This is a genomic window from Flavobacterium cheongpyeongense (assembly GCF_003202435.1).
In the GTDB taxonomy this organism is placed as follows: domain Bacteria; phylum Bacteroidota; class Bacteroidia; order Flavobacteriales; family Flavobacteriaceae; genus Flavobacterium; species Flavobacterium cheongpyeongense.
Map to the genome: position 1 here is coordinate 321,738 of NZ_QJHK01000001.1, position 26,064 is coordinate 347,801.

Below are 26,064 nucleotides of genomic sequence, written 5' to 3' on the forward strand. Positions count from 1 at the left end.
TAGAATATCTTCAAATGAAATTTATAAAAATAACATCTCTTTTGATTTGCTGTACGATAATACAAAATTTAACAGCACAGGAAAAGAACGAAAATAATTTTTCGAAAGTCTGGGTTTCTGATCAGGGTGACGGGACTTATAAAAACCCTGTTTTATATGCTGATTATTCAGATCCAGATGCTATCAGGGTAGATGATGACTATTATATGACAGCTTCATCATTCAATTGTATTCCGGGATTGCCTATTCTTCATTCAAAGGATTTAGTAAACTGGAAATTAATTGGATATGCACTCTCGAAACAAAAACCTTTAGAAGTTTACAATAAAGTCCAGCACGGTAACGGAGTCTGGGCTCCTTGTATTCGTTTTCATAACAATGAATTTTATATTTATTACCCTGATCCCGATTTTGGAATTTATGTTGTTAAAGCCAAAAAAGCACAAGGTCCGTGGTCAGAACCCGTTATGGTTAAAGAAGGCAAGGGCTTAATCGATCCAACTCCATTATGGGATGAAGATGGTAAAGCATATTTAGGTTATGCATTTGCAGGAAGCAGGGCTGGTATAAAAAGTGTTTTGACAGTCTGTTCAATGAATCCTGATGGCTTATCTGCAAATAATGATGACATTATGGTAATTGACGGTCATAAAGATGAAGCGACCATTGAAGGCCCAAAGTTTTACAAACGAAATGGTTATTATTACATATTTGCTCCGGCAGGAGGAGTTGCTACAGGGTGGCAAACTGTTATGAGATCTAAAAACGTTTTTGGACCTTATGAAAAGAGGAAAGTAATGGATCAGGGAAAATCAACTGTAAATGGCCCTCATCAGGGAGCCTGGGTTCAGACACAAACGGGTGAGGACTGGTTTATTCATTTTCAGGATCAGTTTGCTTACGGAAGGGTAGTTCATTTGCAGCCAATGAAATGGAAGAATGATTGGCCGGTGATTGGAAATGATGAAAATAATGATGGTATTGGGGAACCAGTTATGGTGTATAAAAAACCAAATGTAGGTAAAAAAACATATCCAATTGCAACACCTCCGGACAGTGATGAATTTGATGCGCCCCAGCTTGGACTTCAATGGCAGTGGCATGCAAATCCGCAAATAACCTGGGGACTTCCTACTTCTATGGGATATTATAATTTAAATTGTATTCCTGTTCCAAAGGATTATAATAATCTGTTTGATGTTCCAAATCTGCTTTTACAAAAGTTACCTGCGAATGAGTTTACAGCTACAACAAAAATTACATTCAATTCCAGATTTGACGGTGAATATACAGGATTGGTAATTATGGGACTGGATTATAGTTTTTTATGTTTGAAACAAGAAGAGGGGAAATTGTATCTTTCACAAAAAACAGCTTTAAAGGCTGATAAAAAAGGTGTAGAGTCTGAGAGTACGAGAATTCCGGTAAATGATAAAACAATATTCCTGCAGGTAAAAGTAAAACAAGGTGGAATTTGTAATTTTTTCTATAGTGAAGACGGACAAAAATTCAACCCCGTTGGTAGTAGTTTTACAGCCAGGGAAGGCAAATGGATTGGTGCTAAAGTAGGATTTCTTGCACTTCGAGAAGGATTTATAAATGATGCAGGAAGTGTTGCGATAGACTGGTTCAGAATAACTAACTAAAACTAAATAATTAAATAACTAAATTATCCAATTAAATGAATCAACTTAAAAAGACAGCACTATTACTTTTACTCATAACCAGCTGTTATATTAATGCGCAGGAAAAAGCAAAAAAATGGCCGGATTTAATCGTAAAAAGTTACTCCGCATGGTTTGGCTCTGAGGAAGGGAAGAAAATAGGCGAAAATGTCCTGCTATACCAAAGAGATATAGGTGGTTGGCCAAAAAATATTCCGATGTTGAATGAATTGACCGAAGAAGAGAAAGCGAAATTATTGGCACTAAAATCTTCAGGAAAAGATTGTACAATTGACAACAGAGCTACTACACAGGAAATACTTTTTGTATCTAAAATGTATGCGCAGACTAATGATGAAAGATATAAAGATTCATTTTTAAGAGCAATTGATTATTTACTCTCAGCGCAATATCCTAATGGAGGGTGGCCTCAGTATTTTCCGTTGAAAAAAGGGTATTATTCACACATCACCTATAATGATAATTCAATGGTGGATGTTTTGAATGTATTGAAGGAAATAGCAAATGAAACACCATATTACAGTATTAAACCATCAAAGGAAGTTGTTGATAAAGCCAAAATTGCAGTTAACAAAGGAATTGAGTGTATTTTAAAAACACAATACAAACAGAATGGCGTTCTGACAGTTTGGTGTGCACAACATGACGAAGTTACTTTTGCTCCGGCAGATGCCAGAGCTTATGAGCTTGCTTCATTAAGCGGAAAAGAATCAGCTAAAGTAACTTTGTTTCTAATGTCTGTTGATAATCCCTCACCTGAAATCAAAACGGCTGTTAAAAGTGCTTATGATTGGTTTGAAAAAACAAAAATTACAAATCTTAAGGAAGAACGCATTTATGATGAAAATGGAAAAGTGATTGGTAAAAAAATGTATCCAATGGAGGATGTTGCACCAATTTGGCCAAGATTTGCTGAACTTGATACGAACGAAGCATTCTTTTGTGACCGTGACGGAATTAAAAAGAAATATATAACCGATATTGGAGAAGAAAGAAGAAACGGTTATTCCTGGTATTCAAATGAGCCAAAAGAAGTTTTGAAAAAATATAAAAAATGGGCTAAAAAGAATGATGTTGAAAGAAGTGAGACAGAATAATTCTCTAAACATTAATTAGATCTGATTTCTTTGTTGAACACTATTCTTTTAAAATAAAAAATATGAATATCAGGCTTTTTTTAATTCTGTCGTTTACCACTTTTGCTTTTGCTCAGAATAATCAATTTCCAACAGCAAAGGTAGATTCAATAGTGAACGCCATACAATTGCCAAAATTCCCGTCTTTTCAGATTAACGTAGTAAAACTGGGAGCCAAAGGAGATTCGATTTCGAATTCTAAGCCTTTTTTTGACAAAGCGATGGCATTGTGTAAAAAGAATAATGGAGGCACCATTGTAGTGCCAAAAGGAGTTTATTTTCTTAAGGGACCTGTTCACTTCACTAGCAATGTCAATTTAAAGCTTGAAAAAGGAGCCAAAATCAAATTTAGTGATACTCCTGAAGATTATTTGCCAATGGTTTTAACCAGCTGGGAAGGTACAATGCTTTATAATTACAGTCCGTTAATTTATGCATACGATTGTACAAATATTGCTTTAACTGGTGAAGGAACAATTGATGGAGAAGGAGGCAGGACCTGGAAGAGTTTTAAAGCACAAGAAGGAAAAGGCAAAGAGCTGAGTCGTGAAATGAATCATGATAATGTCCCTTTAAAAGATAGAAAATTTGGAACAGGCTACTTTTTGCGTCCGCAAATGATTCAGTTTTTTAACTGTAAGAACATCTTGGTTGAAAATGTTCGTATTGAGAATTCTCCTTTTTGGTGTTTGCATTTGCTAAAATCAGAAAGTATCACAATTAGAGGGATAAGTTATAAATCATTAAATTACAACAATGACGGAATAGATCCTGAATATGCCAAAAATGTTTTGATCGAAAATGTAACTTTTAATAATGGCGACGATAACGTTGCAATAAAAGCAGGAAGAGATCATGAAGGAAGAGCTCATACAGCTACTCCAAGTGAAAACATTGTTGTTAGAAACTGTAATTTTAAAGGACTTCATGGAGTGGTAATTGGAAGTGAAATGTCTGCCGGAGTACAAAATGTGTTTGTTGAAAACTGCAAAACAGTAGGATATTTAAAAAGAGGGATTTATTTAAAAACCAATGCAGACAGAGGTGGTTTCATAAAAAATGTTTTTGTTCGAAATATCCAATTAGACGAAGTAGAAGATTGTCTTTATATAACAGCTAATTATCACGGAGAAGGCAAAGGGTTTCAGTCTGAAATATCAAATGTTTCTTTTTCTGATATTACGTGTAACAAAGCATCAGCATCAGGAATCGTTATAGAGGGATTCGCAGATAAAAAGATCAAGAATATTTCTTTAAACAATATCGAAATCAAATCGGCTAAAAATGCCATATCCAGCACAAATGCTGAGAATGTAATTTTAAATGAAGTTTTCATTGGAGAGAAAGCTACCATTCCTTCAGCAGCAAAATAGTTCAATAAATAATAAATAATAAAAAATGAAATATTATATTTTAATTCTTTGGTTGATTTCAGTCACTTGTTTTGCACAAAAAACAACTGTTTATACCATTGGAGATTCAACAATGGCAAACAAAAAAGATCCGGATAAAAATCCAGAGCATGGTTGGGCTCAGGTATTACAGCCATTTTTTAAAGAGAATATCATTGTAGATAATAGAGCTTTAAATGGTAGAAGTACCAAAAGTTTTATCGCAGAAAAACAATGGGATGCCGTATATCAGAATTTGAAAAAAGGAGATTATGTTTTTATTGAGTTTGGTCATAATGATGCAAAAAATATGGATTCATTACGTTACACAAATCCTCATACAGCATACAGACATAATTTGATTCGTTTTGTTAAAGAGACGCGTGCAAAGGGTGCAATTCCAATTTTACTGAGTTCAATTGCAAGAAGAAATTTTAATGAAAAAGGGGTGTTAATTGGTACGCATGGAGATTATCCTTTAGAAACAAGATTAGTTGCACAGGAATATAACGTTCCGTTTATTGATTTAGAATATTATACCGAATTATTAGAACAATCTTATGGACCTGAAAAATCAAAACAGCTGCATTTGCATTTCAAAGCAGGAGAAAATCCATATTATAAAGAGGATAAAGATGACGATACACATCTTTCATTAAAAGGTGCAACAGAAATTGCAGAAATAGTGGTTAATCAGATAAAACTTTTGGATGATCCATCTCTTGAAAAACTAAAAAAAGGAATTAAATAACCATCGATGTGAGTATCATAAAAAAATCGTATCCGAATAGCTTTTTTAATAGTTCGGATACGATTTTTAGTTTAAAAAAAATCAAATTTTTCAGGGATTATTTTTTTTGTAAAGGACTAATAATTTGAACATTCTGAAAAACAATAGCGCCCTTTACAACTCCGGCAATCGTACTTCTTAAAGCATCTATAATCTGAATTTTTAATTCACTCTTCGGGTAAATTAAGCTAACCTCACGCGCCGGTTTTGGTTCTTTGAAATTGCGAAGTTTTAATTTGTCAGAATCCTTTAAATCCATAGTATGCAAGTACGGAAGTAATGTTGTGCCCAAACCTTCATCTGCCAGTTTTATTAAGGTTTCAAAACTGCCGCTTTGAATCTGAAAATTGTTTTGCTCAATATCTGTCCCATTTTTGCATAAATTCAAAATCCCGTCTCTAAAACAATGTCCGTCTTGTAAAAGCAAAATTTCATTGATATTCAAATCAGAAACTTCGATTTCTTCTTTTTGGAAGCTCGAATGATGTTCTGGTATATAAGCTACAAATGGTTCAAAATACAATACAATTTCCTTGATTTTTTCATCTTCAAGAGGTGTAGCGGCTATAGCAGCATCCAAATGACCATTTTTTAGCTTTACAATAATTTCATCCGTATTTAATTCTTCAATCAAAAGCTTTACTTTAGGATATTTTTTTATAAAATTATTTAAAAACATAGGCAAAAGGGTAGGCATGATCGTTGGAATAATCCCTAAACGAAATTCACCTCCAATAAAACCTTTTTGCTGCTCAACAATATCCTGAATACGATTTGCTTCGTTTACAATATTTTTAGCCTGATTTACAATTTTCTGACCGATATCTGTAAGCTGTATCGGTTTTTTGCTCCTGTCGAAAATTAAAATATTAAGTTCTTCTTCAATTTTCTGTATCTGCATGCTTAACGTGGGCTGTGTCACGAAACATTTTTCTGCTGCTAGTGTGAAATTCTTATGTTCAGCTACTGCCAAAACATATTGTAATTGTGTGATAGTCATCTAATAGTATTTTGTGATGCAAAAATAAGGAAATATAATTTTTAACTATGTTTTTTTTGATGAAGTTGTTTCAATTTCTAAAAAATACTACAAAATTAATGAAAAATGAAAACAAATATTTTAGGTTTACCAAATTAAAGAATCAGATTTACTGGTTAGAGAATAAAATATATTGCTGTCTGACTTTCAGCTTTATTATCAAAATCTAAGAGAAATTAACTGGGATGTCCGTGAAAAAAGACTCTTCGATTTACATGTGAGATTTGAAGAATTGTACACTGGTTCTGAATTTAAAAAGGATAGAATACCAAAAAGGGTCTTTAAGGATACAAAGAATAATTTTAATGCTTTCGATGATTACAAAACAACAACAAACTGACGGTTGGAAAGAATATTTCAAAGAATGAAAGGCTTTTCAGTTAATTTTGAATTCTCTTTCTGATTTGCTAAAAATGGAACTTGAAATTTTAAATAAATCGGGTGAAATTAACGACAAAGGTACAAATGCTAAGACGAGTTACTTAATTTCAGAACAGAAAAAAAACATCTGGATGATGAATGCGTAGCTCGATGATTTACTTTAATGAGTTGTTTGTTAGTGAAATAAGGAGCTGTATGTTTTTTAATCAATATTCCGCTTTTTTGTTTATGTTAAATTTCTATAAAAATTTTAACTACCCGCTTTGATTTTATTTGTTTAACGCTATTTTTGCTTTGATGAAGTTAAAAGCCAGAATATTATTATTTATATTTATTGCTTTCTTATCGACCCCAACAATTGTTCAGGCGATAAAGAAAAGTAATAATGCAACTATTACTATCAACTTTTCTGAAGAAGAACAGGCTCATAAAGAATTTAAGGCAGCAGTACATGCTATGATTATGGAGCATGAGGTTTTAGAGCCTCTTCGTATAGAGAAAAAAACAATTATATCTGAAAATATTGTAAAACTGGACAATATTTCACCAAGCATATTTGCTCCACCTCCCAACCTGATATGATACTTCCGATTATTTGAAATTAAACCGCATTTCTTTAAATGTGGTAAATCTTTAATGAATAATTTTTTAGTATTGTATTATGACAAAAAAAATCAATCTTTTTGCCAACCTTAAGTCTGATTTTGCTTCAGGTTTAGTGGTTTTTTTGGTGGCTCTTCCATTGTGCTTAGGTATTGCAATGGCTTCAGGTGCGCCGTTATTTTCTGGAATTATTGCGGGTGTTATAGGTGGTATAGTCATAGGTTCTTTAAGCCAGTCACATATTAGTGTTTCAGGGCCTGCTGCAGGTTTAACAGCAATTATTTTAACAGCAATTACTGATTTTGGTGCTTTTGATGTGTTTTTGCTGTCGGTATTCATTGCAGGATTAATTCAATTAGCATTAGGATTTTTAAAAGCCGGAAGTATATCGAATTATTTTCCAACCAATGTAATCGAAGGAATGCTTGCGGGTATTGGAATTATTATTATTCTCAAGCAAATCCCACATGCTTTTGGTTATGATGCAGATTTTGAAGGCGATCAGGCTTTTATTCAAAATGACGGGAGTAATTCATTTTCGTTTTTATTCGACGTAATTAATCATATTCAGTTAGGAGCTGTCGTAATTTCGTTAGTATCATTATTTATATTGATTTCCTGGGATAAAGTTCCTTTCCTAAAGAGATTAAAATTGGTTCCGGGAGCTCTTGTTGCTGTTATTCTTGGAGTAGTTTTAAACGAAATCTTTACTTCGTCAGGAAGTTCGCTTGCAATCGCGAAAGAACATTTGGTTTCATTACCGGTTCCAAAGTCTTTTGAAGAATTTAAATCAATTCTGATAATGCCTGATTTTACTGCGATTACTCAGGGAAAGGTTTGGCTTACTGGAGGAACAATTGCCATTGTAGCTTCAATCGAAACACTTTTGTGTATTGAGGCATCGGATCGAATGGATGTTCAAAAACGCTACACTGATACTAATGTCGAACTTAAGGCGCAAGGAATTGGTAATATAGTGAGTTCTCTTTTAGGAGGTTTACCCATGACATCAGTTGTGGTTCGATCATCGGCAAACAATAATGCAGGGGCAAAATCTAAAATGTCGGCAATTATTCATGGAATACTTTTGTTAATAAGTGTGTTAGCTATTCCGGCCATTTTAAACAAGATTCCATTAGCGACTTTGGCTACTGTTTTGATTTTGGTGGGATATAAATTAGCAAAACCAGCAACCATTTTACATTTCTGGAAAAAAGATAAGGTTTATCAATTTATACCATTTATTGCAACTTTATTTTTTGTGGTTTTTATTGATTTGCTTTGGGGAGTTGGTATCGGAATTATTATTAGCATCATCTTTGTTTTAAGAGGAAACTTAAAAAGAGCTTATATTTTCAAAAAAGAAGAATACGAAGATGGAGATATAATCCACATCGATTTAGCTCAGGAAGTTTCATTTTTGAATAAGGCAGCTATAAAACAAACTTTAAATGATATTCCTGAAAACTCTAAAGTTATCATCAATGCACATGATACCGAATATATTGCACATGATGTGTTGGATTTAATCAGAGAATTTAAAGAAACTCGTGCAATTGATGAAAATATCAAGGTAAAACTTAAAGGTTTTAAAGAAGCTTACGAACTAGAAAATACTCCTGATAATAATAATCATGTTTCTATTGAACATTATTATGATGTAGCTAAGAGGGTATTAGTGAAAAAAGAGCAGGTAAAAGAAAAATTTTAAAACAAATTAAGTAATTAATGTATTTCTAAAGAGTGCGTAACCTTAAAATTTACCTAATTTTACAGGAGTTCTTATAGAATCTTTACCACACATCAATACATTCAAAAACAAAAAATAATGATAGAATTTTATAAACAGATACTTGAAAATAACAAAAAATGGGTCGAAGATTCACTAGCAAAAGACCCTAATTATTTTGCAGATTTAGCAAAGGGGCAAACCCCGCCATTGTTATGGATTGGATGTTCTGACAGCCGTGTTCCTGCAAATGAAATTATTGGTGCTAAACCGGGCGAAGTTTTTGTACATAGGAATATTGCAAACATGGTAGTTCATTCAGATATGAATATGCTAAGTGTTCTTGATTATGCGGTTAATGTTTTAAAAGTAAAGCATGTTATTGTTTGTGGACACTATGGTTGTGGCGGTGTTAAGGCAGCGATGGGCAACCAGTCTGTTGGAATTATCGATAACTGGCTTCGTCATATTAAGGATGAATACCGTTTGCATGATAAATATCTGAATTCTATTGAGGATGAAGATGCACGTTTTAATACTTTTGTTGAAATCAATGCTAAAGAACAGGTGTATAACCTTGCTAAGACCTCAATTGTTCAGGGAGCGTGGAAAAGTGGTCAGGAATTAATGATTCACGGTTGGGTTTATGGATTGAACTCAGGTTTTGTTACGGATTTGAATGTAACAATCAGTTCAAATGATGAACTAGATCAGGTTTATCAGTTAGATCTTTAAGAAAAAGTATAAGTCAAACATAAAAATCGCCTAAAAAGGGCGATTTTTTTATTCGTTTTCTTCCAGGTTTTCATTAAAAGCAGATGGCAGCATCGTAGGGATAAATTTTATCAAAATAGGCAGCAATAAACTTCCACCGGGAAGTAAAAATATGGTCAGCGACGGAATTGTTTTGCAAATATCCAAAAGCTGTTTTTTTACTTTTTTCTTTTCGCTTGCATCTAAATCCCTTGTGGTAGAATAAGCAAGAAGAACCATTAATTCTTTGCTTTGAACAATTTCCTTAACTAATCTGTTTTTGTTTCTTATAATCAATTTTACAACTGTATGTGTCATCTGATCATAAAAATGCTTTACCGGATTTGAATAATTGAAATACGGAATTTTATTTTTATGAGTTGTTATAAAAGTATTCGTTGTTTTAATACTGTTCGTTACAAATTCATCCGAAACATTCATCATAGCCCCTAGTGAATACAAAAAATAAGCCTCTTCATTTTCTACTACGCCATCACTCCACAAAGCCATTCCTGCCATGTCAATTAAATAATAATGCTCTAATGTATTGTTAAAGTGATTCAGTTGCAAAGTTTCTAAAGTTTCAACTGTTACCTTAGAAAATTTAGAATAGCGTATTGAAGCTTCAAAAAGTTTAATAAGCAAGTCGTCATGATGAGATTTTACGGTCTTAGTTTTTAAAGCCAAACCTACAATACCTAGAACAGTTTCTTCAATTCGTTTCAGATATTTTTCCGGGATTTCACCATGTTCCAGGTATTGTCTAAAGGCGAGTACATCGATAAACAACAAGGCATTAGTTACGAGATGAGAGAAATTTTTACTAATGATACTGTCATTGGTCTGCACTCTCTGATCTATTATAGTTTCTAACGAAAGTGAAGGCGTGTCTTTTGGAAGTAAAATTTTAAACAAATTAAACCCTTCCGGATTCATTTCCTTATAAAATTTTAAAACTTCAGAAATAAAGTTATCAGGTTCAGAATTTCTTTTTTCCAGACAAAAAACATGATACAATGTATTTAATAAGGCTATTTTTGAAATTTCAGTCTTAAACCAGCCTTTTATCTGAATTGGAATTTGAGAATCAATTGAAATGATATGGCCATAAATAAAACCGGTTTCCCTGACTTTATAATAAAAGGAATCTGCAGTCTCAAAAGGAATAGCTTCTGAGAATTTTTGTTCACTAAAAAACTTATCTATCCAGCCGGGTGCAGATGGGTTAATCATTAACTTTAATTTGAAGATGCAAAGCTATATCTTTTTCTTCTGTTAAGATTAATTTTTAAATGAAATAACCACTAGATTGATAAAAAATAGTGGTTATTAGGTTTTTATTATTTAATGATCCCGGAACAGGCAACTCTGGCACCTGCATTTCCTGCTGGCTGAGAGGTAAAATCATCAGCTCCCTGATGAACAATTAATCCTTTGCCTAGAATATTTTTAGTTTCATCGTCACCGCCAATAGCCCATTCATCAGTCGTCATTGATATAGTTCCATTTCCATTTGCGTTTGCTGTAAAGTTACCGATATCGCCTCTGTGATATTCCCCAACTCCCCATTTACCATGTTTTTTAAAAGTTGGGTTCCAGTGCCCGCCTGCTGAACTTCCGTCTGCAGCAGTACAATCTGATTTTTCATGGATGTGAATGGCATGAACTCCAGGCTGTAAACCGGCCAATTTTGCTGTAAAAGTTACTTTTCCATTTTTTTCAGTAAAAGTTGCAGTTCCTGTAACGGTACTATTGCTTTTGGGTTCTAAAGTTATGGTTAATGTTTTTACATCATTTGATTTTGTACTAGTTTTACAGCCAATTATTAAGGCAGTAATTATTGCGAAAGAAACAATTATTTTTTTCATATAGGAGACTTTAAAATTAAAGATGAAGTAAATTTAGCATAAAACAAAGGATATCTTTTAAAGCTTTAAGTTAAAAAAAACTAAAACAATTCTCTTTAATTTAATTCTCTCTGGAAAAGGAACTCAAAAATATTCTTTAAATTCGTGAAATCTTTTTAATCATAAAATGTTAACTTTTTTGTAATTCATTGATTTTTAAAATTTTAATACTGTGATAAAGATTCTATGTACTTTGGCTTTGTTTAGCTTTTTAATAATTTCCTGTAATGTGTTTAAATGCAAAAAGAAAGATGCTGTTTCTAAACTCGAAGGGAATTGGGAACTTACTGATATAACCGGATCACAAATCGCATTTGATGGTTTGTATCCAAATAAAAAACCCACGATAAATTTCAATACTAAAGAAAATTTGGTTTCGGGCAATAACAGCTGTAATTTTTATACTGGGAAATCTAACGTAACCGAAAACAAAATTGATTTTACGCAACCTATGGCAGCAACTAAAATGATGTGCCTGGATGGTGATGGTCAGGGAGAACAGGTTTATATGAGTACGCTGGAAAGTGTAACATCTTATACCATTACTGATGGCGGAAAAACTTTAAATCTTATTTCAGGTGATACTGCAAGGATGCGATTCACAAAAAAATAGAACTCTTTTCTTGAACTATTAAATAGATAATTTATGAAAACTAAACTATTGATCTTATTAGTGTTGTTGTTTTCTTTTAGTATTCCATCATCAGCACAGGAAAAATCTAAGAAAGAACTTAAAGCAGAAAGAGAGTCCCAAAAACAAAAAGAGATCGAAGTAATGATCAATTCTAAAAATTTTGTTTTTGATGCACAAAGAGTTATACCTCAGGGAGGCAGGCTTTTAAATTTGGATTACAATACTTATTTTTTGAAATTCAATGAAACCAGGACTATCTGTGATTTGCCTTTTTTTGGACGGGGATTTAGTGTTCCGTATGGGAGTGGAGATGGTGGCATAAAATTCGAAGGTACTCCTGAAGATATTAAGATTGTAAAAAAGAACAAATCATATAATATAAAAGCAGTTGTAAAAGGCAATAATGATATTTACAATCTCTTCTTTACTATTTTTTCTAACGGAAATGCTTCTCTTTTAGTGAATAGTAATAACAGGTCGCCGGTTTCTTATGATGGGGAAATTAAAAAGCAAGATACCGAAAAGGTTAAAGAATAACAATATTGAGACCAATGTCATTTTTTATAAAATCCGCATTTGTCCTAAAACAAATGCGGATTAACAAATTAAAAGCTAAAAAACTATTTTGAATTAGAAGCAATATGAATTTTCTGCTACTAATTTTTCTGCGATTTTTTCTCTCAGTGCCACAACGTTTGGCAGGTTAGTATATTTTGTAAAACGTTTTAATCCCATTAACATCATACGTTGTTCGTCGCCTTCAGAGAAAGAGGCAATTCCTTCTTTTCCTTTTGAGTTTACAATATCTACAGCTTTGTATAAATATAATTTGGCCATGGCTATCTGCTCCTGAACGTTATCTTCACCTTGAGATTTTGCTAATTTCTCCGTTCTTAAAATGGTACTTTCCGCCATGTAGATTTCGATTAAGATATCAGAAGCTGCCATTAATAATTGCTGGTGAGCATCTAAATCTGCTCCGTATTTTTGAACAGCACTTCCGGCAACCATTAAGAATACTTTTTTCAGGTTGGCAACGATTCCTTTTTCTTCTGCAAATAATTCAGAGAAATCAGGAGTGTCGAAAGATGGAATTCCCATTAATTCTTCCTGAACTTTCATTGCTGGTCCAAGTAAATCAACATGTCCTTTCATTGCTTTTTTGATTAACATCCCTACAGAAAGCATTCTGTTGATTTCGTTGGTTCCTTCATAAATACGGGCGATACGGGCATCTCTCCAGGCACTTTCCATTGGAGTATCCTCAGAGAATCCCATTCCTCCAAAAATCTGGATTCCTTCATCAGCACAGTTCTGAACATCCTCAGAAACGGCAACTTTCAAAATAGAACATTCGATAGCGTATTCTTCAACACCTTTTAATTCTGCTTCCTGATGAGAAGTTCCTTCAGCTTCACGGGCAGCAATTCTGTCTTCAATATTTTTTGCTGCACGATAAGAAGCACTTTCTCCGGCGTAAGCGCTAGTTGCCATTTCAGCCAATTTAGAACGGATAGCGCCAAAAGTTGCAATAGATGTATTGAACTGAATTCTTTCGTTAGCGTATTTAACCGCCCCCGAGGTAACTCTTCTTTGAGCATCTAAACAAGCAGCAGCCAATTTAATACGACCAACGTTTAAGGCATTCATTGCGATTTTAAAACCGTTTCCTCTTTCAGACAACATGTTTTCAACAGGAACTTTTGTTTCGTTAAAGAAAACCTGGCGGGTAGAAGAGGCACGAATCCCTAATTTATGCTCTTCTTCATTCATAGAAATTCCGTTTGACGGATCGTTTTCTACGATGAAACCGGTAATGTTTTTATCATCTCCAATACGGGCAAAAACGATGAAAACGCTGCAAAAACCTGCATTCGAAATCCACATTTTTTGGCCTGTAATTTTATAATGTGTTCCATCTTCAGATAAAACAGCTTTTGTTTTTCCTGAGTTAGCATCAGATCCTGCACCTGGTTCCGTTAAGCAATAAGCGCCAAACCATTCTCCTGAAGCCAATTTCGGAACGTATTTTTTCTTTTGTTCTTCAGTTCCATAAAGGGTAATTGGCATAGTTCCAATACCTGTATGTGCACCAAAAGCAGTTGAGAAAGATCCCGTTGCTCCCGAAATGTAATCGCAGACCAACATGGTAGAAACGAATCCCATTCCTAATCCGCCGTATTCTTCAGGAACCGCAACCCCTAAAAGTCCCAGTTCACCAGCTTTACGCATGCTTTCTTCTGTAAATGCGTAATCTTTTTTCTCAAAACGATTTTTGTTAGGCCAAATTTCTTTGTCTACAAATTCCTTTACAGAGTCACGCATCATTAATTGCTCTTCCGAAAAATCTTCTGGTGTAAAGATATCTTCGCACTTTGTTTCCTTAACTAAAAACTGACCACCACGGGTTACGTTTTTTTCGATTGTATCTGCCATTTTGTTTTTGTTTAAATAAAAGATGAAAGAATCAAGAAGAAAGATTTTTGTCTAACTTACTTATGAAACCAGTGGTCATCTTTTGAAATTCAATTATTTTGTTTTCTATTTCTTCTGTTTTTTCTTTTGATAAATAGTCGTTCTGAAACGCTATCAATAATTGAGTTTGTAATTCAAATGAAGATCCTAAACTAATATTCAAATAATGTTGAAAATGTTTATTTCCTCTGTTTGAGCCTTCGGCAATATTTGATGGCATTGAAACAGAGCATCTATTCATCTGACTTACCAAACTATAGATCTCGAATTTTGGAAAAGTTAAGGTCAGTTTATAAATATCATTTGTAATACTCATCGCTAAAATCCAAATTTTCAAATTCTTAAAATTATGTCTCATGTTTTTTTGAGGCAAGATAAGAAAGAAAAATTAAAAGTAAGTTTTTTACTACTTTCAAAAACATGCTTTCAGAATATTTTCATTCCAAAATAAAGTCTTGTTTCTTGCTTCTTTCCTCTTAAAAGACTACAACACCTCGTAAACCCCAGCAGAACCTTGTCCAGTTCCCACACACATACTCACGATTCCGTATTTGCTACCTCTGCGTTTCATTTCGTCGAATAACTGAACAGAAAGTTTAGCACCTGTACATCCCAGAGGATGACCTAAAGCGATGGCACCACCGTTTACGTTTACGATATCAGGATTTAAACCTAGCTCACGAATTACAGCCAGAGACTGGGAAGCAAAAGCCTCGTTTAATTCAACCAGGTCAATGTCTTTCAATTCTAGACCAGCTTGTTTTAATGCTTTCGGAATTGCTTTTACTGGGCCGATACCCATAATTCTTGGCTCAACACCAGATGAAGCAAAGTTTACTAATCTGGCAATTGGTTCTAGGTTTAATTCTTTAACCATGTCCTCACTCATGATTAAAACAAAAGCAGCTCCATCACTCATTTGTGATGAGTTACCTGCTGTAACACTTCCGTCGGCAGCAAAAACGGGTTTTAAACCAGATAAAGCTGCGATAGATGTTCCGGCTCTTGGCCCTTCATCTTGTTTTACTACATATGACTTAGTTTCTTTTTTTCCATTTTCATTGATGAAAGTCTGTTCAACCGTAATCGGAACGATTTGTTTGTCGAATTTACCTTCAGCCTGCGCTTTCAAAGCTTTCATATGAGAGTTATAAGCAAACTCATCCTGATCTTCTCTTGAAACATTATATTGTTTGGCAACCGCTTCAGCAGTTAAACCCATTCCCCAATAATAATCTTCGTGACCTGCAGCAGCAACTTTGTAATCCGGAGTAGGTTTGTAACCTCCCATCGGAATAAAACTCATACTTTCTGCACCACCGGCAATAATACAATCTGCCATTCCCGATTGGATTTTAGCAGTAGCCATTCCGATAGTTTCTAATCCGGATGCGCAATAACGATTTACAGTAACTCCTGGAACATCTTCTATTTTTAATCCCATTAATGAGATCAAACGTCCAACGTTTAGTCCTTGTTCTGCTTCCGGCATGGCGTTTCCTACCATCACGTCATCGATACGTTTTTTGTCAAAATCAGGCAGTTCATCCATCATAAATTGGATAGTTTCTGCTGCTAATTCATCAGGTCTTTTAAATCTAAAAACCCCTTTTGGTGCTTTTCCAACTGCGGTTCTATATGCTTTAACTATATATGCTGTTTTCATTTGTTTTTGTTTTTTAAGATTGATTAGAAGAAAGAGGCAAGAGGCAAGATATTTCTAAAGTCTTGCTTCTTGTTTCTTGCATCTATTCTCTAATTACGAAGTGGTTTTCCTTTAGTTAACATATACTGAATTCTCTCTAAAGTCTTTCTTTCTGTACATAAACTCAAGAAAGCTTCACGTTCGATATCTAATAAATATTGTTCAGAAACTAAAGTCGCTTCAGATAAATCACCTCCGGCCATTACGTAAGCCAGTTTATTAGCGATTTTTTTATCGTGTTCAGAAATGTATTTTCCAGCTTCCATCTGATCTGTTCCAACTAAGAACATTCCAAGAGCTTGTTTACCTAGAACCTTAACATCAGTTCTTCTGATCGGTTGTGTATAACCAGCTTCTGCCATTAACAAAGCATGTTTTTTAGCTTCAGCAATCTGACGATCTTTGTTCACTACGATAACATCTTTACCATGCTGAAGAAGTCCTGTATCAAAAGCTTCGTAACCGGAAGTAGATACTTTTGCCATTGCGATAGTCAGGAAATACTCCTGAAGAACATTTAATTCCACATCGTTTTTGCGGAATAAATCGGAAGCTCTTAAAGTTAATTCTTTAGAGCCACCACCACCAGGAATAACACCAACACCAAATTCAACTAATCCCATGTAGGTTTCTGCAGCAGCAACTACTTTATCAGCATGTAAGCTCATTTCGCATCCACCACCAAAAGTCATTCCGTGAGGTGCAACCACAACTGGAATTGAAGAGTAGCGAACACGCATCATAGTGTCCTGGAACAATTTGATTGCCATATTCAATTCGTCATATTCCTGCTCAACTGCCATCATGAAAATCATTCCGATATTAGCCCCAACAGAGAAATTGGCTGCCTGGTTACCAATAACTAAACCTTGATATTCTTTTTCAGATAAGTCGATTGCTTTATTGATAGCCTGAAGTACATCGCCACCAATTGTATTCATTTTAGATTGGAATTCTAAGTTCAAAATTCCGTCTCCTAAATCCTGAATGATTGCACCGCTATTGCTCCAAACTTTTTTACTTTCGCGGATGTTGTTCAGAATAATAAAGGAATCCTGACCTGCCACTTTAGTTTGTGATTTTGAAGGGATATCATAGAAATACGTAGCACCTTCTTTTACGGTGTAGAAACTCTCACTTCCGGAAGCTAACATTTCAGTAACCCACGCAGCTGGCTCTAAACCTTCTGCTTTCATGATTTCGATTCCGTTGGCAACGCCAATAGCGTCCCAAATTTCGAATGGACCATTTTCCCATCCAAAACCGGCTTTCATCGCATCATCAATTTTGTATAATTCGTCTGAGATTTCAGGAATTCTGTTGGATACATAAGCAAACATTCCAGAGAAACTCTTACGGTAGAATTCTCCCGCTTTGTCTTTTCCTTTTACTAAAACTTTAAAACGATTGATTGGTTTATCGATAGTTTTTGTTAGTTCAAGTGTAGCAAAATTTGCTTTTTTAGCAGCACGGTATTCTAATGTATCTAAGTCTAAAGAAAGAATGTCTTTATCTACTTTTTTATAAAAACCTTGTCCGGTTTTGCTTCCTAACCAATTATTTTCCATCATTTTTGTGATGAAATCAGGAAGTTTAAACAATTCGTGTTGTTCGTCTGTCGGGCAGTTTTCATAAATACCATTGGCAACATGTACCAAAGTATCTAAACCAACAACGTCAACCGTACGGAAAGTAGCCGATTTTGGACGACCAATAACCGGACCAGTCAATTTATCCACTTCTTCAATTGTTAATCCCATTTCTTTAACCAAATGAAATAAACTCTGGATTCCGTAAATACCAATTCTGTTTCCAATAAATGCCGGAGTATCTTTTGCAACAACCGACGTTTTTCCTAAAAATTTAGATCCGTATTCGTTTAAGAAATCCAATACTTCAGTTGAAGTCTTTGGGCCAGGAATAATTTCAAATAATTTTAAGTAACGCGCAGGATTAAAAAAGTGTGTGCCGCAGAAGTGCTGTTGAAAATCTTCGCTTCTTCCTTCACTCATAAAATGAATTGGAATACCGGAGGTGTTAGATGTAACCAAGGTTCCCGGTTTACGGAATTTCTCAATTTGTTCGAATACTAATTTCTTGATATCCAAACGTTCAACCACAACCTCAATAATCCAGTCAACATTGGCAATTTTCGCCATATCATCAGTCGTATTTCCAGTCGTGATCCGGCTAGCAAATTTCTGACTGTAAATAGGAGAGGGTTTTGATTTTAATGAATTCGCCAAATGTTCGTTTACCACACGGTTGCGAACGGCTTTATTTTCAAGTGTTAATCCTTTTTTAGCTTCAGCTTCAGTCAGTTCGCGAGGAACGATGTCCAGCAGTAAAACTTCAACACCAATATTGGCAAAATGACAAGCTATCCCTGAACCCATAATTCCAGATCCAATTACAGCAACTTTCTTAATTGTGCGTTTCATTTTCTATTTTTTCTGTTTGATTAAATATGTTTTTATCCTGAATTAATTCATTTATGATTTCAGAAACTTCGATAAAATGCTGAAGCTTTTCTTCTGAAACATGTTTTCTAACGGTTTCATTAAATTTCAGGACGGTATTTTTAGATAACTCTCTTTTTTCTTTTCCGTGTTCGGTCAGGTAGATTAAAACCCCGCGTCCGTCACTTGGATTTTTCTTACGGATGATCAGACCTTTATCTTCCATTGATTTTAATGTTCTGGTAAGGCTCGTGGCTTCCATTCCCATTCTTGGGCCTAAAGCAGTAGAGGGTGTTCCTTCTTCTTTGTCAATACTTAAAAGCGCAAATCCGGTTGCCATGGTGGCATCATATTTTGCAGCTTCTTCATTGTACATTCGAGAAACAGCCTGCCAGGTTGCTCTTAAAATATAATCTATTGTTTTATCTTTCATAAAATAACTATATCGATTTCAAATATAATCAAAAAATACTATGCGTGCATATAATTTTTTGATAAATTTTTGTTTGTGAGGAAAATTTTTCTGAACCGGAGCATATTAAATGCATTTTTTAGATTGAAATATACCAAATCTTTTTTAAGTTTTAATCAAATTAAGCTATTTAAAATTATTGTTCAGGCAAAAAAAAGGTCTTAAATTTCCTTTTCCGCAACAGTGTTTTGTTCGGTATCATTTTTATATTTTTCAAGAGCCTTTTCAAGTGTTTTTTTCATTCGGTTTCGCAGACCCTCCGGACGAAGGATTTCAATTCCGCAGCCAAAACCCAATAAAAGGCGTTCCATTTCATAATTAGGGGCAATTAACAAATGAACAATGATACTTTTGTCCTCATTTTCCTGAATCAGTCTTTGCGTATGATGCAGTGGTTTTGTCAAAACATAAGGCGCATTTTCAGCATCAATCCAAAGTTCGATTCGTCTGGGTTGCAAACCCGAGTTTACCGTAACGCCAATGATGTTTTTATAAAACAAATCGGCATCAAAATCTTCTTCCAGATAAGGCAAATTGAAATCATAATCAATCGAAATAATACGGTCCAAAGCCAAATTCGTAATAGGTTGCGATTTTTTTTTCTTTCCGACTAAAAACCAGCGGTTATTAAATTCCTTCAAAATAAAAGGATGAAAATGAAACTTGGTTTCCTCTCTTGACTTAAATGATTTATAAGTAATGATCAAAACCATTTTTTTGATAATCGCCTGATAAATTTCGTCTAAATAATGAAGGCCTTTGAGTTTTTCATTTTTATCCAGATAAATAACCGGCTTGGTGTGCGATTTTTCTGCATAGATTTTATCCTCTAATCGTTGTAAAATATCGGACACATCATTAAATAAAGAGAAATCCTTAAACTGCTTTAACATCGAAACCGTTTCAGTCAAAACATTCATATCGGTTTCTGTCAGCGGAATATCGGTTATCGTAAAATCTTCATCTTCATATTTATAATACTTTTTATCGTAAACTACAATTGGCGCATTATAACCCAGTTTTTCACTTCGCATCAATTGAATATCCATCTGAATGGTTCGTTTACTTATTGGGTTCTGACGGCCTTCATATTCTGATAAAGCTTCAGAACATTCTTCTATTAAATCTTCGAGTGTCCATTGCCGGTATTTATTCTGCAGACATTTGTCGATCGTTTTGTATCGTATTAAGGCATTTTTGTTTTGTGACATGGTTGTGTGTGGTTTTGCTCGCAAAGTCGCGAAGGCACAAAGTTTTTTTTGCCACTCCCGATAGCTATCGGGATAAAGGATTAAAAGGATTTTCCTCATTTTATGTCATTTCGACAAAGGAGAAATCTCCACAAGTAACTCCACACCGAGAAGCCAATCTTTGTAGAACTTCTCGCGAAGATTTCTCCTTATGTCGAAATGACAAACTGTGCGTTTAATTAATACTTTAAATAAAAACTTTGCGTCTTACCGTCTTAGCGAGATTCAATTCTTTAGCTTAATAACTTTATCTCTTTTTCAATATTTCTTCTCGCTTTCTCTTCATACAAACTCCGAAATTCCTCAGTTTGAAAAATAAATTCATTCTCCAGAAAATGTTTCAAAGCCTTTGCGCGTCCGGGTTTGTATAAAAAATCAGGATAAATGCGGTATTCTTTTCGTATTTGCTCAAAATAGATTTTATAATCTTCCCACTCTTTTGACAGGATTTTCAAATCAAAATCGATTAACCAGTTGATATCTTCTATCTCATTATGCTGATGGAGTTGTGTCGCACAAATAGCTTCAAAAACCAATTGCCTATCAAGTTTCGCATTTTCAGGTAAAATGGCTAAAGCATATTCAGCACTTTTTAGTTCATTATCTTTTTTTGAACTTAGATAAACATAATCATGATAAAAAATGCATAATAATATTTCGTTCGGAAACTGAAGTTGATCAAAATACGTTTCATAAGCATCGATCATTTCTTTTAGATGCGTCAGATTATGATAATGCCTTGATTTTTTTGAATATGCTTTTTCCAAATCAAGCCAGTTTTGCTGAATCTCTTTTTCATTAAAACCAATATTCAAAAGCAGTTCAGAATATTTTTGTTTGAGGTTCATGATGTTTTTTCTCAAAAATAAGATTCTTTTTTAACTGCGTAAAACAATTGCGTAAAAGATTATCTTATAAATCATTAAATATGATGATTTTAATAGTAGAAAAAACTTGTATTATTGCGTGTTAATTAACCTACAAAAAAAAACATGAAAAAAATAATTGCATTTTTGATACTTACCCAATCGATTATTTCTTGTTCTAATTCAGATGATTCTGCTGATGACAATCAGATAAGCGGCGGAAAATACTATGCGGTTGGCAGTACTTACGGAAAAAATAAAGACAATAATTTTACCCAGCTTGCTTCGGTTTGGATAGATGGCGTACCAACTATTCTATCAAACACAGCATCGTCATCTGTGGCTAATGCTGTTACTTTCTATAACAATGACACTTATATTGTTGGAACTGAATCTTTGAATAATGGCAACGCTATACTAAAAATATGGAAAAATAATACCGGTGAAAGTTTAACAGACGGAAACCATACGGTAGAAGCAACAGATCTGACTGTAAACGAGGGAAATGTTTATATATCCGGAAATGAATTTATTGGAACCTTGAATTCCTCAATCGCAACGATCTGGAAAAACGGACAAGCCATTCGCCTAAGTGATAAAACTTCAGAAGCCAATGCTATTTATGTGTATAACAATGATGTATATGCAACGGGTTACAAAATAATCGATGATAAAAAAACAGCAATTGTATGGAAAAATGGCGTTGAAACTGTTTTAACTTCAGAGCAAGATGATTTGGAGAGTATAGCGACAGATATTTATGTGGATGCGAATGCCATTTATGTTACCGGATATTTAAGAAATTCATTTAAATCTAAGGCTATACTTTGGAAAAATAATAGTCCTGCTACATTGTCTGATGAAAACGACTTTTCACAAGCCAATGCTTTATTTGTCCACAACACAGATGTATATGTCGTAGGTTGTCATATCGACACACATCAATATGACTTTGTTGGTAAAATTTGGAAAAACGGAACTCTTGTTAAGGAAATTAATGGAGCTAATCCTAAATCTATCATTATCAAAAACAATAAAATTTATACTGCGGGATCCGGATTAGATGAAAAAGGAATGAACGATGAAGGTAAAATTTGGGAATCAAACCTTAACAATTTAGATTTTATTGCTAAATACAAATTTCCCAATAACAAAGTAAATGCGGTTTTGGTAAAATAATATCGAAATACAATAAAGTTGATTTAGTGCATATTAGTCAATTTTAGATTGAATTTAATGTTTTAAAAGCGTTCAGACCGAACGCTTTTTTTGTTTTTTAAAATAATTTATTTTACTGCGCAAAATAACTGCGTAGTACTTTTAAAATCTTTGTTCAGGAAATAAAACAAACGTTCATAGAAATAAAATAAAGAATAAAACAGGTCAAATTTGAGTTACTTCGAAAACACTTTCCACGTACATACTTACACCATTACCTTTTTATTCAATTATTATGAGGCAGTAGCTCAGCGGTTAGAGCAGGTAGTTTTGAAATTATCCTTCAAAGGTCAATCAAAACTTACTTCGTACACTTCTAATGTCCGGGTCGCGGGTTCGAATCCCGTCTGCTCCACTAGTAATGGTCAATTAAAACTTACTTCAGGAAATTGGTTTTTCTGGTTCGGGTACGGCAAGTTTTAAATCATTATTAATAAAAAAAGAGGGTCAAGATTAACTTACTTCTACCAATCCGATATTTTGTTAAGTTAATCCATTACACTCAAATTTCAGGTCAAGTGCTTCTTACTTCAAACACTCTTTTAGGTAGAACTCAGAAGCACCATTATCTAAATTTTAAAAATTAAAAAAAATGAAAACAAGAGAATTATTAAAAATCAGTTTGCGTCAAAACGCAATTTTCATTCCAACAGAAATGATTGTGAATGATAACAAAAATTTATCTGGAACAACATCGGTTTTAGTAGCCAATGTTTCCAAACTTGGATTTACATTTTCCGAATCATTATTACATGCTTTAAATAATGTCAGCCCAAATTATAAAATCGAGGTTTTAGAAGTTCTAAGAGAAGTTTTAGGAACCGATAAAAACTGGACACCTTTGATAAAAGAATGGAATATTCCAACAGGAGAATCTGTTTTGGATCATATTCTAACTTATTTCTGGAATGTTTTAGGTGTCAAAAACGGAACAACTTTACAATGCGGACATATTATCCCGGATAATACTTTTCCGTTAGCAAGATATAACGGTTGCCCGTTCTGCGGAACTCCATTTGAATTTGGAAAACTGGAAAATATCGGACAAGGAAGCAAATTAAAAGTCCTTGAATTATGGAGTGAGAAAGAATTACAGGATTTTTATATTTCATTATTACAATCAAAAACAGCTTTAGACGCAACTCAGGTTGATAGTTTAAAAATAGCTTTAAAACATTTGCCTTTGCCAAAAGTTGATATCGAAATGAAGGAAACTTTGATGTTGGTAATCGATATTTTAATTGAAGAAGGTCAGGCCGAAAAAGCGTCTCAGTACTTTAAATCGCCAACAGATATTTTAAGATATTTATGGTTTAAAAACACAGGTTTATTGCAAATAATTGAGCCAAAAACGATTTTTAAAAGAGCATTGAAAAACCATTCTCATTTTTATGAGTTTATGGATACAAGTGCGCACGCCAAAATCGTATCTAAAAATGACTTAAAGCTTAAATATTCAAGAAAAGAATGTTTGATGGTTGCCAATTGGTTGAATAATTTGGATATGGAAGTGGAAGCAATGTGCGAAATTATGCATCCAAAAAGAGGAATGTGGGTTCGTTTTATCCGTGCGCTTCGTTTGGCAGAATACAGCAAAAGAAAAGGATTTGAGAAATTGAATTTTTTAATGGATGTATTCTACAACCAGGTGTATGATGTTTGGCAAAGTAAAGTGAATTCGTCAAGATTGAAATTTGATGCCGATAAGACATTTGCTTTATTGAAGCAGCGTCCGGGTTTGTTTGCACGGTCGTTATTTTCGAATATGCTTTGGTTTGGAGCCGATGAAACCATCGTTCATTTTGAAGAAATCATCGATAAAGTTCCGGCAAGACTGGTGTTTACATTAAACATGTATGCGCAGAATTACTTTGATGTAAACATCCAGAGAAGTGTGAAACCTTTGGGCGGAACAAACAAAAGAATTACGTCAAATCAGTTGTTGAAGTTATATGATGGTGCTCAGTTGGATACAATGAAAACTCAAATTGAAAACCTGACTATTTTGGCAATGAAAAAACGATTTGCATCGGTTTCAAATTCAAACAAAACGATCTATATTGATCCGCAATTGTTTAATATGCCGGTTTCTATTGGAGATCGAAGCGAAACCATTCAGGATTTGCCGGTTGCTTTAATGGGAACACGTTTTCCGGTTGAAGGTAACGAAGTGCGATTGTTTATGCAATGGGGTAAAGATTTGCCGGCTCAGCATCTGGATATGGATTTAAGCTGCCATATCGCTTACGAAAACAGTTCAGATATTTGTTCTTTCAGCCGATTGACAACAACGGGATGTCAGCATAGTGGTGATATCAGAAGTATTCCGAATAAAATTGGAACAGCTGAATATATCAACATCAATATTGACCAATTGGCGAAAGCCAACGCAAAATTTGTAACTTTTACCTGCAATGCATACAGCAACGGAAGTATTACGCCAAATTTGGTTGTAGGTTGGATGAACAGCAAACACCCGATGAAAATTTCGGAGCGAACAGGTGTAGCGTACGATCCGTCGTGTGTCGATCATCAGGTTCGTGTGACGCAGAATGTTGCCAAAGGTTTGGTTTTTGGAGTGTTGGATGTAGCCAAAAGAGAAATCGTTTGGTTAGAGATGACTTTCGGGGGTCAGGTTGTTGGAGGTTTGGATTTCAAAGGAGTTCAGGCACTATTGGCAAAATTGAACAGCAAATTGAATATTGGTAATTTGTTACAGCTAAAAGCGGAAGCTCAAGGCTTAACGATTACCGAAAATGAAATGGCTGATGAGGTGTATACAGCGCAATGGGCGATGAATCCGGCGGTTGTGACACAATTATTAATAGATTAAATTTAAACCACGGATTCATTCAATTGATTTCGTGGTTTTAAGTTTATTAATGAAGAAGGGCATTTTTTTAATTAAAATCAAATATTTATGAAACTTGTTAAAGAAAAATATTTTCAAGCTATTGACAAAGCTTTTAATAACGCAGAAGAATTAATTGAAGATGCTGAAATTCTAGCAAAACATAATAAGAAGGCTCGAGCTTATACACTTTTTCAACTTTCTATTGAAGAAATAGGAAAGGCATTTTTAACATTTCAATTTGTTTTAAATGGTAATATAGAAGATGCTGAAGAGACAAAAAGGTTTTTTAAAGATTTTAGAAATCATACAGTTAAAACTAAAACTTCTCAGGGTATTGATTTTATGTTTGCTTTGCAAATTGAGAAAAGTCGCTATTCTAAAAAAATGATTGAAGAATTTATATTTCAAAGAGATGATGTTATTATTTCGAATGATTATAAAAATTATAGTCTCTACACTTCTTACAAGGATGGAGAATTTTGCACACCATCTGAAATTATTACTAAGGATATGTTAGATAAGATTTCTAAACATGCCAAATTTCGATTGCAAGTTGGAAAACCATTTATAAAACTTGGTATTGATAATTACGATATTCTTTTCAAAACTCGAGATCTTTTGAATGAAGAAGAAGCATCTATTGAAACCCAAAAAAAGATAGAAGAACTTTTAAATTCAAAATTTGATTCAAAATGATCATTGATTTTTGTATAATTT

General features: G+C 34.0%; 22 protein-coding genes and 1 tRNA gene. 13 read left to right on the forward strand and 10 right to left on the reverse strand.

Annotation, left to right across the window (positions count from 1 at the left end; genetic code table 11):
* Positions 1-14 precede the first annotated feature (14 nt).
* The 4 genes from DMB65_RS01395 to DMB65_RS01410 all read left to right on the forward strand — a co-directional run bounded on the left by DMB65_RS01395 (position 15) and on the right by DMB65_RS01410 (position 4,963).
* Entirely contained in the window at positions 15-1,646 is a 1,632-nt protein-coding gene (locus DMB65_RS01395; RefSeq protein ID WP_110304881.1) for a glycoside hydrolase family 43 protein, read from the forward strand.
* 35 nt (positions 1,647-1,681) lie between these two features.
* Positions 1,682-2,782: a pectate lyase gene (gene pelA, locus DMB65_RS01400; RefSeq protein ID WP_110304882.1), complete on the forward strand. Its 1,101-nt coding sequence runs from the start codon at positions 1,682-1,684 to the stop codon at positions 2,780-2,782.
* A gap of 62 nt (positions 2,783-2,844) precedes the next feature.
* A complete protein-coding gene (locus DMB65_RS01405) occupies positions 2,845-4,194 on the forward strand; it encodes a glycoside hydrolase family 28 protein (protein ID WP_110304883.1) in 1,350 nt (449 codons plus the stop codon).
* Positions 4,195-4,219: 25 nt separating this feature from the next.
* Complete coding sequence (locus DMB65_RS01410; protein ID WP_110304884.1) at positions 4,220-4,963, forward strand: rhamnogalacturonan acetylesterase; 744 nt, start codon at positions 4,220-4,222, stop codon at positions 4,961-4,963.
* Between the two features lie 97 nt (positions 4,964-5,060).
* Here the strand turns inward: DMB65_RS01410 and DMB65_RS01415 are convergent, their stop codons facing one another.
* Entirely contained in the window at positions 5,061-6,002 is a 942-nt protein-coding gene (locus tag DMB65_RS01415) for a LysR substrate-binding domain-containing protein (RefSeq protein ID WP_110304885.1), read from the reverse strand.
* 717 nt (positions 6,003-6,719) lie between these two features.
* On the opposite strand from DMB65_RS01415, the gene DMB65_RS01425 reads away from it, so the two are divergent.
* From DMB65_RS01425 to can, 3 genes are all read left to right on the forward strand, one after another.
* On the forward strand, positions 6,720-7,004 hold the full coding sequence (locus DMB65_RS01425; RefSeq protein ID WP_230470576.1) for a hypothetical protein: 285 nt from the start codon (positions 6,720-6,722) through the stop codon (positions 7,002-7,004).
* Positions 7,005-7,083: 79 nt separating this feature from the next.
* Complete coding sequence (locus DMB65_RS01430; RefSeq protein ID WP_110304887.1) at positions 7,084-8,736, forward strand: SulP family inorganic anion transporter; 1,653 nt, start codon at positions 7,084-7,086, stop codon at positions 8,734-8,736.
* 117 nt (positions 8,737-8,853) lie between these two features.
* Complete coding sequence (can, locus tag DMB65_RS01435; RefSeq protein ID WP_110304888.1) at positions 8,854-9,489, forward strand: carbonate dehydratase; 636 nt, start codon at positions 8,854-8,856, stop codon at positions 9,487-9,489.
* 48 nt (positions 9,490-9,537) lie between these two features.
* On the opposite strand, the gene DMB65_RS01440 is transcribed toward can, so the two are convergent.
* Both DMB65_RS01440 and DMB65_RS01445 read right to left on the reverse strand, forming a co-directional pair.
* The gene (locus DMB65_RS01440; RefSeq protein ID WP_110304889.1) at positions 9,538-10,740 is read right to left on the reverse strand and encodes an LETM1-related biofilm-associated protein; all 1,203 of its coding nucleotides are present in this window, start codon (positions 10,738-10,740) and stop codon (positions 9,538-9,540) included.
* Positions 10,741-10,847: 107 nt separating this feature from the next.
* Positions 10,848-11,375, reverse strand: coding sequence for a superoxide dismutase family protein (locus tag DMB65_RS01445; RefSeq protein WP_110304890.1), 528 nt, complete (start codon positions 11,373-11,375; stop codon positions 10,848-10,850).
* Between the two features lie 211 nt (positions 11,376-11,586).
* On the opposite strand from DMB65_RS01445, the gene DMB65_RS01450 reads away from it, so the two are divergent.
* Together DMB65_RS01450 and DMB65_RS01455 are read left to right on the forward strand one after the other, a co-directional pair.
* On the forward strand, positions 11,587-12,027 hold the full coding sequence (locus DMB65_RS01450) for an META domain-containing protein (RefSeq protein WP_165834817.1): 441 nt from the start codon (positions 11,587-11,589) through the stop codon (positions 12,025-12,027).
* A 33-nt stretch (positions 12,028-12,060) separates the two neighbouring features.
* A complete protein-coding gene (locus DMB65_RS01455; protein WP_110304891.1) occupies positions 12,061-12,585 on the forward strand; it encodes a DUF4251 domain-containing protein in 525 nt (174 codons plus the stop codon).
* Positions 12,586-12,678: 93 nt separating this feature from the next.
* Here DMB65_RS01455 and DMB65_RS01460 read toward each other — a convergent pair whose 3' ends face one another.
* The 7 genes from DMB65_RS01460 to DMB65_RS01490 form a co-directional block, all read right to left on the reverse strand.
* Positions 12,679-14,484, reverse strand: coding sequence for an acyl-CoA dehydrogenase family protein (locus DMB65_RS01460; RefSeq protein WP_110304892.1), 1,806 nt, complete (start codon positions 14,482-14,484; stop codon positions 12,679-12,681).
* Positions 14,485-14,515: 31 nt separating this feature from the next.
* Positions 14,516-14,881, reverse strand: a complete 366-nt coding sequence (locus DMB65_RS01465) for a four helix bundle protein (protein WP_110304893.1) — start codon at positions 14,879-14,881, stop codon at positions 14,516-14,518.
* Positions 14,882-15,007: 126 nt separating this feature from the next.
* Entirely contained in the window at positions 15,008-16,189 is a 1,182-nt protein-coding gene (locus DMB65_RS01470; protein WP_110304894.1) for a thiolase family protein, read from the reverse strand.
* Between the two features lie 89 nt (positions 16,190-16,278).
* Positions 16,279-18,669 carry a 3-hydroxyacyl-CoA dehydrogenase/enoyl-CoA hydratase family protein gene (locus DMB65_RS01475; protein WP_110304895.1) on the reverse strand — a complete coding sequence of 797 codons (2,391 nt, stop codon included), beginning with the start codon at positions 18,667-18,669 and terminating at the stop codon, positions 16,279-16,281.
* Positions 18,653-19,120 (reverse strand): MarR family winged helix-turn-helix transcriptional regulator, encoded by a 468-nt coding sequence (locus DMB65_RS01480; protein ID WP_110304896.1) that lies wholly within the window; start codon positions 19,118-19,120, stop codon positions 18,653-18,655. Before DMB65_RS01480 ends, DMB65_RS01475 begins: the two co-directional genes overlap by 17 nt.
* Positions 19,121-19,320: 200 nt before the next feature.
* Positions 19,321-20,370, reverse strand: a complete 1,050-nt coding sequence (locus tag DMB65_RS01485; RefSeq protein ID WP_110304897.1) for a helix-turn-helix transcriptional regulator — start codon at positions 20,368-20,370, stop codon at positions 19,321-19,323.
* A 272-nt stretch (positions 20,371-20,642) separates the two neighbouring features.
* Complete coding sequence (locus DMB65_RS01490) at positions 20,643-21,272, reverse strand: HD domain-containing protein (protein ID WP_317048102.1); 630 nt, start codon at positions 21,270-21,272, stop codon at positions 20,643-20,645.
* Between the two features lie 129 nt (positions 21,273-21,401).
* Between DMB65_RS01490 and DMB65_RS01495 the strand changes: the two genes are divergently transcribed.
* The 4 genes from DMB65_RS01495 (at position 21,402) to DMB65_RS01505 (ending at position 26,043) form a co-directional block, all read left to right on the forward strand.
* Positions 21,402-22,454, forward strand: coding sequence for a hypothetical protein (locus tag DMB65_RS01495; RefSeq protein ID WP_110304899.1), 1,053 nt, complete (start codon positions 21,402-21,404; stop codon positions 22,452-22,454).
* Between the two features lie 276 nt (positions 22,455-22,730).
* Positions 22,731-22,848, forward strand: a tRNA-OTHER gene (locus tag DMB65_RS22040).
* Between the two features lie 237 nt (positions 22,849-23,085).
* Complete coding sequence (locus tag DMB65_RS01500) at positions 23,086-25,326, forward strand: hypothetical protein (RefSeq protein WP_110304900.1); 2,241 nt, start codon at positions 23,086-23,088, stop codon at positions 25,324-25,326.
* A gap of 87 nt (positions 25,327-25,413) precedes the next feature.
* The gene (locus DMB65_RS01505) at positions 25,414-26,043 is read left to right on the forward strand and encodes an AbiV family abortive infection protein (RefSeq protein WP_110304901.1); all 630 of its coding nucleotides are present in this window, start codon (positions 25,414-25,416) and stop codon (positions 26,041-26,043) included.
* Positions 26,044-26,064: the final 21 nt, after the last annotated feature.

Excerpts from the sequence above, each read along its gene's own strand:
- DMB65_RS01430 (WP_110304887.1), top strand. The coding sequence starts at position 7,084 with ATGACAAAAAAAATCAATCTTTTTGCCAACCTTAAGTCTGATTTTGCT.
- DMB65_RS01425 (WP_230470576.1), top strand. The coding sequence starts at position 6,720 with ATGAAGTTAAAAGCCAGAATATTATTATTTATATTTATTGCTTTCTTA.
- DMB65_RS01465 (WP_110304893.1), bottom strand. The coding sequence starts at position 14,881 with ATGAGACATAATTTTAAGAATTTGAAAATTTGGATTTTAGCGATGAGT.
- DMB65_RS01440 (WP_110304889.1), bottom strand. The coding sequence starts at position 10,740 with ATGATTAACCCATCTGCACCCGGCTGGATAGATAAGTTTTTTAGTGAA.
- DMB65_RS01495 (WP_110304899.1), top strand. The coding sequence starts at position 21,402 with ATGAAAAAAATAATTGCATTTTTGATACTTACCCAATCGATTATTTCT.
- DMB65_RS01405 (WP_110304883.1), top strand. The coding sequence starts at position 2,845 with ATGAATATCAGGCTTTTTTTAATTCTGTCGTTTACCACTTTTGCTTTT.
- DMB65_RS01505 (WP_110304901.1), top strand. The coding sequence starts at position 25,414 with ATGAAACTTGTTAAAGAAAAATATTTTCAAGCTATTGACAAAGCTTTT.
- DMB65_RS01395 (WP_110304881.1), top strand. The coding sequence starts at position 15 with ATGAAATTTATAAAAATAACATCTCTTTTGATTTGCTGTACGATAATA.
- DMB65_RS01415 (WP_110304885.1), bottom strand. The coding sequence starts at position 6,002 with ATGACTATCACACAATTACAATATGTTTTGGCAGTAGCTGAACATAAG.
- DMB65_RS01480 (WP_110304896.1), bottom strand. The coding sequence starts at position 19,120 with ATGAAAGATAAAACAATAGATTATATTTTAAGAGCAACCTGGCAGGCT.
- DMB65_RS01445 (WP_110304890.1), bottom strand. The coding sequence starts at position 11,375 with ATGAAAAAAATAATTGTTTCTTTCGCAATAATTACTGCCTTAATAATT.
- DMB65_RS01410 (WP_110304884.1), top strand. The coding sequence starts at position 4,220 with ATGAAATATTATATTTTAATTCTTTGGTTGATTTCAGTCACTTGTTTT.
- can (WP_110304888.1), top strand. The coding sequence starts at position 8,854 with ATGATAGAATTTTATAAACAGATACTTGAAAATAACAAAAAATGGGTC.
- DMB65_RS01455 (WP_110304891.1), top strand. The coding sequence starts at position 12,061 with ATGAAAACTAAACTATTGATCTTATTAGTGTTGTTGTTTTCTTTTAGT.
- DMB65_RS01460 (WP_110304892.1), bottom strand. The coding sequence starts at position 14,484 with ATGGCAGATACAATCGAAAAAAACGTAACCCGTGGTGGTCAGTTTTTA.
- DMB65_RS01500 (WP_110304900.1), top strand. The coding sequence starts at position 23,086 with ATGAAAACAAGAGAATTATTAAAAATCAGTTTGCGTCAAAACGCAATT.
- DMB65_RS01470 (WP_110304894.1), bottom strand. The coding sequence starts at position 16,189 with ATGAAAACAGCATATATAGTTAAAGCATATAGAACCGCAGTTGGAAAA.
- pelA (WP_110304882.1), top strand. The coding sequence starts at position 1,682 with ATGAATCAACTTAAAAAGACAGCACTATTACTTTTACTCATAACCAGC.
- DMB65_RS01475 (WP_110304895.1), bottom strand. The coding sequence starts at position 18,669 with ATGAAACGCACAATTAAGAAAGTTGCTGTAATTGGATCTGGAATTATG.
- DMB65_RS01485 (WP_110304897.1), bottom strand. The coding sequence starts at position 20,370 with ATGTCACAAAACAAAAATGCCTTAATACGATACAAAACGATCGACAAA.